This is a genomic window from uncultured Jatrophihabitans sp. (genome assembly GCF_964244045.1).
GTDB lineage: Bacteria > Actinomycetota > Actinomycetes > Mycobacteriales > Jatrophihabitantaceae > Jatrophihabitans.
On record NZ_CAXTHK010000039.1, the window covers coordinates 25,245 to 32,705 of the forward strand.

Below are 7,461 nucleotides of genomic sequence, written 5' to 3' on the forward strand. Positions count from 1 at the left end.
GCGCCACTTCAGTACTCGACGGGAGGATCGGCAGCGTGACAGCGCACCGAGCCATCCCGACGACGTCGGCACGCGTCCTGGTCGTCGAGGACGAGGCACCCATCCGCGACGCCCTGCGCACCGCCTACCGCCAGGCCGGTCACGACGTGCTGGCGCTGTCCGACGGCGGCCGCTTCGAGGATCAGGTCGATGCGTTCCGTCCCGACCTGGTCGTCCTGGACGTGATGCTCCCGGGCCGCGACGGGTTCGAGCTGGCCCGCGCACTGCGCTCGCGCACCGACGCTGCCGTGCTGTTCCTGACCGCGCGCGACGACCTCGACGACCGCCTGCGCGGGTTCGAGGCCGGCGCCGACGACTACGTCGCGAAGCCCTTCGCGGTGTCCGAGGTGCTGGCCCGCTCCGGCGCCGCTCTTCGCCGGCTGGGCCGGGTCGCGGCCACCATGCAGGTCGGCGACCTGCTGCTCGATGAGGCGGCCAGCGTCGCGAGCCGTGCTGATCACGTCCTCGATCTCACCGCCACCGAGTGGCGGTTGCTGGTCTATCTCGCGACCAACCGCGGCCGGACGTTGTCCAAGACGCAGATCCTCACCCAGGTGTGGGGTTACGACGACTACGACCCGAACCTGGTCGAGGTGCATGTCAGCGCCCTGCGCCGCAAGACCGAAGTCGACGGCCCCCGGCTCATCCACACCGTCCGTGGCCTCGGTTATGTACTCAAGAACTAGCCGCTTACGGCGCCCGGCGTCGCTGCGCGGGCGGGTGGTGCTCAGCGTTCTGGCCCTGCTGCTTGTCCTGCTCGCCGGCCTGTTCACGACCGTCGACCTGCTGCTCAAGGCGCGGCTGCAGAGCGACCTACGCACCCGACTGACCGACCGGGTCTCGCTCGCCACCCAGCTCGACGGCGCCCTGGCGCCGCAGGACTTGGTCAACCGGCTTCGTGGCGACGGTGTCTCGTCCCTGCTCTGCAGCCCCCGCTCGACGAGCGCGACGAGCACCGACAGCGAGCCGCACTGTGTCACGGCCGACTCCGGGCCGCCGGCGCCGTCGAACGGGCAGTCCGGCCGTCCGCAGGGCCGTCCGCCGAACAACAGCGGCCGAACCGTCCCTCAGCCGCGTGCTCCGGCGAGCACCACGGGCGTGGAATCCGCGGGCTCGACGCTGTACGTGCGCGCGGTGCTGCCCTCGACCGACCAGACACTTACGCTATCGGTCGACAGCTCGCAGATCGGGGCGACCCTCAACCGCCTGATCGTCCTAGAACTCGTCGGCGGCGTGATCGCCCTCATCCTGGCTGCGGTCCTGCTCGTCCGCCTGGTGGGCACGGCGCTGCGTCCGCTCGACCACATGACCGCACTCGCGCGCCGAATCGGCGCTGGTGACCGTGGCCGCCGGCTGCGCACGGGACGCCCAGACACCGAACTGGGCCGGACCGCGACCGCTTTCGACGACATGCTCGACGCGCTGGAGTCCGCGCTCGCCGAGGCGGCCGCGGCCGAGACCCGGCTGCGCAGCTTCCTCAGCGACGTATCGCACGAACTACGAACGCCGCTGACCGGGCTGGCCGCCACCACCGAGACGCTGCTACGCGACGAACCGGGTGCGGCCGAACGGGAGCGCGCCTACGTGACGTTGGTGCGCGAAACCCGACGGGCCAGCCGGCTCGTCGACGACCTGCTCACCGTCACCCGGCTGGACACCGGCATGTCGTTGAGCGCCGAGCCGGTGGACCTGGCCGAGATCGCGGGCCAGGAGCTCGCTCGGGTGCAATTGCTGGCGCCGGGCCTGACGACCGCGCTGCGCGCCGACGGCCCGGCCGCGGTCGACGGCGATCCCGTCCGGCTCGGTCAGATCATCGCCAACCTGCTCGACAACGCTCGTTCGGCAGCGGGCCCGCAGGGCGCCGTGACCGTCGAGATCAACCGCCGCGACGAGTGGTGGCACGTCGACGTGCTCGACTCCGGCCCTGGCGTGCCGATCGAGGACCGGGAACGGATCTTCGACCGGTTGGTGCGCCTGGACGAATCCCGCTCGCGCGAGCGCGGCGGGTTCGGACTCGGGCTGCCGATCGCTCGCGCCCTGGCTCGCGCCCACGGCGGCGAGCTGGCCTGCGTCGACTCGACCAGCGGCGGAGCCCGGTTCCGGGTGACGCTGCCGGCGACCTCGACGTGGGCGGCGCGCTCAGCCGCCTCCCGTCAGGCGCTGGTGGCCAGCCGGTAGTAGTCCTCGGTCGTCACGGGCTCGAACCCGAGCGACGTGTAGAGCCCGAGCGCCCGCTCGTTGCGTACCTCGACCTCGAGGTGCACCTCCTCGACGCCGTCGGCGCGCAGGTCACGACACATACGACCGAGCACGGCCCGCCCGATGCCGCGGCCCTGCAATGCGGGGTCCACGACGAAGCCGTAGACGCCGGCGCGGGAGTTGTGCCGCTCGACAGCCAGCGTCGCGACCACGCGACCGTCGAGCTCGGCGACCGCCGTCCCGTCCATGTGCTCGCGTCCGCCTCGGGGATCACCGAAGCCCTCCCGGATCAAGGTGTCGACGACAGCGCGATCGTCCTCCCCGGCCGGCCGCACGTGCAGGCCCGCCGGCTCGTCCACCGGCGCTGGCGGCGGCGCGACGCTCTGCCGCAGCGCGTGCTCGGAGTGGTCCAGCACTCCCCCACGCGTCAGCGCCAGCTGCCGACCGCCGGCCGACGCGCGTGGGACGACGAGCAGGACGCTCGGAACATCACGCACGAGCTGCACGGCGCGCGTCAGGATGGCCGCGCCGATCCGGCGGCGACGGTGCGCCGGGTCGACCATGCCGGTGAGCTCAGGCTCGCCCCCATGGCGGTAGACGCCGACGAAGGCGATCAAGCGGCCGTCCTCGTGCGCCACGACATCGTCGACGGACCGCGAGTGCAGTGATTTCCACTCGAGCTTGAGCCGGCCGCCGTCGGCGGCGACCACCCGCTGCTCGAGCTCGCCGATCTCGGCGAGAAGCTCATCGGGCAGGCCGGTGTTGGCGGTGATCACCGGTTCAGCGCAGCAGCGCTGTCAACCGAGATTGCGACGACTCAGTCCACGTCAGCGATGGGTGCGAGGTTCGCCGACCACCGCTCCTCGATGCGCCCGTAGCGCCAGATGAGCAGCGCGACGACCCAGGCCGCGACGAACAGCCCGACGATGCCGTAGCCGGCGTAGTCGAGCGGGATGTCGGCGATCGCCGCGATCGGGCCGGAGCTGATGTGGGCCTGATCGGCCAGCACGCTGATGAGCTCGATACTGCCGATAACGAGCGCGACCGCGACCGACACCGCGGTGATCGTGATGTTGTAGAACACCTTGCGCACCGGCTTGAGAAAGGCCCAGCCGTAGGCCGCGTTCATGAACACACCGTCGATGGTGTCGAGCAGGCACATGCCGGCGGCGAAGAGCACCGGCAGCACGAGGATGACGTAGAACGGCAGGTTCAGCGCGGCGGCCCCGCCGGCGATGACCAGCAGACCGACCTCGGTGGCGGTATCGAACCCGAGGCCGAACAACACCCCGATCGGGTAGATGTGCCAGGGCTTGCGGACGGACTTGGTCAACCCGTTGAGGAAACGGTTCATGAACCCGCGCTTGTTGAGATGCTCCTCGAGTTCGGCCTCGTTGTACTCGCCGTGCCGCATCCGGCGAAAGACGCCGATGATGCCGAACAGCACGACGAGGTTGAGGATGCCGAGCACCCAGAGGAAGACCCCGGACACCGACGCGCCCACGATGCCGGTGACGGAGTGCAGTTCCGAGTCGTCGTTCTTCACCTCGCCGGCCAGCGCCTTGACGCCCACCGAGAGCAGGAAGGCCAGGAGGAAGACGATCGTCGAGTGGCCGAGGGAGAACCAGAACCCGACCGACAGCGGCTTGCGGTTGTCGCGGTACCCCTGCACCTCGCGCTCGGCGTTGTCGGACATCAACTTGCGGGTGGTGTTGTCGACGGCGGCGATGTGGTCGGCGTCGAAGGCGTGCCGCATCCCGAAGGTGTAGGCCAGTACCGCCACGCCGACGTTGAACACGGGGTGGTCGCCGCCGAGCTTGTAATGGTTCGGAATCACCAGGCCGAACACGATGCCGAACCCAAGCACGTGCAGGACGACGATGAAGCCGAACATCCCCCACAGCGATCGCCGGTCGGTGCGGCTCAGGCCGTCGCGGAAGGCCGCGATCCGGGAGGTCGACGCGGGGCGCCGCACGGTGCTGGTCACCGGAGTGACGCTAACCGCCTCTTGGCCTTGTTGCAATCACTTGGCGACAAGCTCACCGGTGGGACAGCTCGGGCCCGGCCGTTCGGCCGGGCCCGAGATCATCTACAAGCGTCAGACGTTGACGCCGAAGTCCTGGGCAATCCCGACGAGGCCCGAGGAGTACCCCTGGCCCACCGCACGGAACTTCCACTCGCTGTTGTTGCGGTACAGCTCGCCGAAGACCATGGCGGTCTCGGTGGACGCGTCCTCGGTGAGGTCGTAGCGGGCGACCTCGTTGTTGCTGGCCTGGTCGACGATCCGGATAAAGGCGTTGCGGACCTGGCCGAAGCCCTGCTGGCGAGCCTGGCCCTCGTAGATGCTGACCGGGAAGACGATCTTGTCGACCTCGGCCGGGACCGAGGCCAGGTTGACCTTGATCGCCTCGTCGTCGCCCTCACCCTCACCGGTGAGGTTGTCGCCGGTGTGCTCGACGGAGCCATCCGGGCTGGTGAGGTTGTTGAAGAAGATGAAGTGCTTGTCCGACAGCACCTTGCCGTCGGCCTTCAGCAGGATGGCCGAGGCGTCGAGGTCGAAATCGGTACCGGTGGTGGTGCGGGCGTCCCACCCAAGGCCGACGAGCACGTTCGTCATGCCTGGGGCCTCCTTGGAGAGGGAGACGTTGCCGCCCTTGGCGAGGCTGACTGACATGGTGTGTTCCTTTCGGAGAAGTAAGGGAGAACGGGTTGTTGTCTGGTCTACAGGTCGAACTCGGTCGGCGCGATACCCACGGCGTGGCAGGCGTCGCTGACGACCTTTCGCTCCGCGGCGTCGAGCGAGCCGTCGGCGTGGCCGATGACGAGCCCGATCGAGATGACCGCGCGTGCCTGGTCGGGCTTGTCGCGTAGCTTGCCGATCGCCGAGATGGCGTCGACCTTGCCGAATTCGAAGTCCCGGTTGAGCTTGTCGCAATAGCTGTCGAACTTGGCCCGCAGGTCGTCGGGCGGGAAGACGGACAGCGTGTCGTTGCTGACGATCAGGCTTGCGGTGCGCTGACGCTCGCTCGGATCGATCGACCCGTCCGCCGCGGCGACCAGGGCGCAAACGGCCATGCTGGCATCGGCGAACTCGCGACTGCGGTACTGGTCCTTCTTGGTCTTCAGCTGGTCGCCAAGGTCCTGTGCCCGGTTCTTGAGCTGGTCGAAGAGTGCCATGGTCAAAGTCCTTTCGTGGGTCGCTATCGAGGGAACGCTCAGGCCTTCGCCGGGGTCCCCGCCGCAGGCTGTTGCACAGCGAGCTCATCGCCGCCGTCGTCATCCACCTCCTCAGCCGGCGGCTTCAGCAGGCTCAGGACGATCGAGCCGGTGAGGACCACGATGATCACGCCCAGGCTGAGCAGGGACGGGATCTCGGGGATCGAGGAGTCGATGACCTTGTGCGAGGCCTGCATGACCAGCTTGACGCCGATGAAGGCGAGGATGATCGCCAGGCCCTTGGACAGGTAGTGGAACTTCTCGAGCAGGCCCGAGAGCAGGAAGTACAGCGCTCGCAAACCCAGGATCGCAAAGGCGTTCGACGAATAGACGATGAACGGGTCGTCGCTGACCGCGAGCACGGCCGGCACGCTGTCGACCGCGAAGACCAGGTCGGCCGCCTCGATGGCGACCACGACAGCGAGCAGCGGAGTGGCAACGCGCTTGCCGAGTTCCCTGACGAAGAACTTGGTGCCGGCGTACTCCTCGCGGACCGGGATCACCTTGCGCATGAGCCGGAGGGCCACGCTCTTGCCCGGGTCGTAGGACTCGTCCTCGTCCTTCATCAGCTTGAACGCGCTGTAGAGCAGGATCGCCGCGAACACGAACAGCACTGCAGTGAACTGGCTGACGATCGCCACGCCGGCCGCCAGGAAGATCCCACGGAAGACCAGGGCGCCGATGACGCCGAAGAACAGCACCCGGTGCTGGTACTCCCGGGGCACCTTGAAGTAGCCAAAGATCAGCGCGAAGACGAACAGGTTGTCGACCGACAGGCTCTTCTCGAGCAACCAGGCAGTGGTGAAGTCGACGCCGGCATCGGTGCCGAGCGTCATCGCCAGCACGACTGCGAAGACGAGCGACAGCCCGACCCACCCGGCGCTCCACCAGGCAGCTTCCTTGAACTGGATGACGTGCGCGCCGCGGTGCGCCAGCAGGTCGATCGCCAGCATGATCACGACCACCGCGCCGAACGCGGCCCAGCCCCAGAGTGGTACGTCCATCAGGTCTCCTCGGAAGGTGGCGACTGCGGATCCGTCGCCGTTGTCCTTAGTCTTCCTGCTGAGATCTGCCCTCACGGACCGTTCAGAGTGACTCTTCAGAGCTTTCCGCTGCCGAATTTCGGCAATATGGCGGAGAAACCCGCTGTCAGCTGTGCGTCGACCTAGCCTGTGGTGTGCGCGACTGCCTGGGCCCGCAGCCGGGCGTGCACCCCGTAGCGGTCGCCTCGAGACGGCAGGTAGGCCTTGCGGACCTTGGCCACCGACGTGTAATTGGTGTCGACGACGTTGGCCAGTGGGGATTCGACGGCCTGCGAGAGCAGCTGGTAGGCGTCCAGCTCGGACAGCCCGCACTCGTCGGCGACCCATTGCACCAGGTCGAGCTGCGCCACCCGGAACGCGTCCTCGAGCGGACGGGCCGAGCCCGTCGACATGAGGTAGTCGTCGGTCTCGATGCGGGGCCAGGGCGTGGGGACACCCTTGATCAGCTCGACGATGACGACGGAGTTCATCGCTGCCTCGACCGCGACGCCACAGGTCTCGCCCTCACCCTGCCGCGCGTGTCCGTCACCAAGGCTGACGAGAGCGCCCTCAACGTTGACGCCGAGATAGCAGGTGGCTCCGACCCGCATCTCGGGGGTGTCCATGTTGCCGCCGTGCGCGTCGGGCACGAGCGCCGAGCGCACCTCCAGGTTGGCCGGCGCGACGCCGACCGTCCCGTGCATCGGGTCCATGGGCAGCTCCACCGTGGCGTCGCTGTCACGGGCGGCGAACCGGCACGTCCGCTTGACCCGGTCGAGCTCCCAGATCCAGACGACCTCGGGCAGGGCCGGCTGCAGGGTGGCCGTCTGATGCGTCGAGGTAAGCGCACCGAACAGCGGCACAGTGGTGGACGCTGCCCAGTCGCGGGCCGGCTCGATGTCAACGAAGTGCACGGCCAGCGTGTCACCGGGCTCGGCGCCCTCGACATAGAACGGGCCGGTCTGCGGATTCAGGAACGGGAACT

Annotated in this window: 8 protein-coding genes; 2 read left to right on the top strand and 6 right to left on the bottom strand. The window is 68.4% G+C overall.

Annotation, left to right across the window (positions count from 1 at the left end):
* Window positions 1-35 precede the first annotated feature (35 nt).
* Together ACFFC4_RS19750 and ACFFC4_RS19755 are read left to right on the top strand one after the other, a co-directional pair.
* Window positions 36-725, top strand: a complete 690-nt coding sequence (locus ACFFC4_RS19750; RefSeq protein ID WP_375504057.1) for a response regulator transcription factor — start codon at window positions 36-38, stop codon at window positions 723-725.
* On the top strand, window positions 709-2,217 hold the full coding sequence (locus ACFFC4_RS19755; protein WP_375504059.1) for a sensor histidine kinase: 1,509 nt from the start codon (window positions 709-711) through the stop codon (window positions 2,215-2,217). The genes ACFFC4_RS19750 and ACFFC4_RS19755 overlap by 17 nt, the downstream gene beginning before the upstream one ends.
* Here the strand turns inward: ACFFC4_RS19755 and ACFFC4_RS19760 are convergent.
* From ACFFC4_RS19760 to ACFFC4_RS19785, 6 genes are all read right to left on the bottom strand, one after another.
* Window positions 2,193-3,014 (bottom strand): GNAT family N-acetyltransferase, encoded by an 822-nt coding sequence (locus ACFFC4_RS19760; protein WP_375504061.1) that lies wholly within the window; start codon window positions 3,012-3,014, stop codon window positions 2,193-2,195. The two genes, ACFFC4_RS19755 and ACFFC4_RS19760, sit on opposite strands and share 25 nt — an antisense overlap.
* 41 nt (window positions 3,015-3,055) lie before the next feature.
* Window positions 3,056-4,225 (bottom strand): HoxN/HupN/NixA family nickel/cobalt transporter, encoded by a 1,170-nt coding sequence (locus tag ACFFC4_RS19765; RefSeq protein ID WP_375504063.1) that lies wholly within the window; start codon window positions 4,223-4,225, stop codon window positions 3,056-3,058.
* Window positions 4,226-4,336: 111 nt separating this feature from the next.
* Window positions 4,337-4,912, bottom strand: coding sequence for a TerD family protein (locus ACFFC4_RS19770; protein WP_375504065.1), 576 nt, complete (start codon window positions 4,910-4,912; stop codon window positions 4,337-4,339).
* Between the two features lie 47 nt (window positions 4,913-4,959).
* A complete protein-coding gene (locus ACFFC4_RS19775; RefSeq protein ID WP_375504067.1) occupies window positions 4,960-5,415 on the bottom strand; it encodes a tellurite resistance TerB family protein in 456 nt (151 codons plus the stop codon).
* 38 nt (window positions 5,416-5,453) lie between these two features.
* Complete coding sequence (locus ACFFC4_RS19780) at window positions 5,454-6,458, bottom strand: TerC family protein (RefSeq protein WP_375504069.1); 1,005 nt, start codon at window positions 6,456-6,458, stop codon at window positions 5,454-5,456.
* A 161-nt stretch (window positions 6,459-6,619) separates the two neighbouring features.
* Window positions 6,620-7,461, bottom strand: an 842-nt coding sequence (locus ACFFC4_RS19785) for an acetamidase/formamidase family protein (protein WP_375504071.1), incomplete at its 5' end; no start/stop codon positions are given.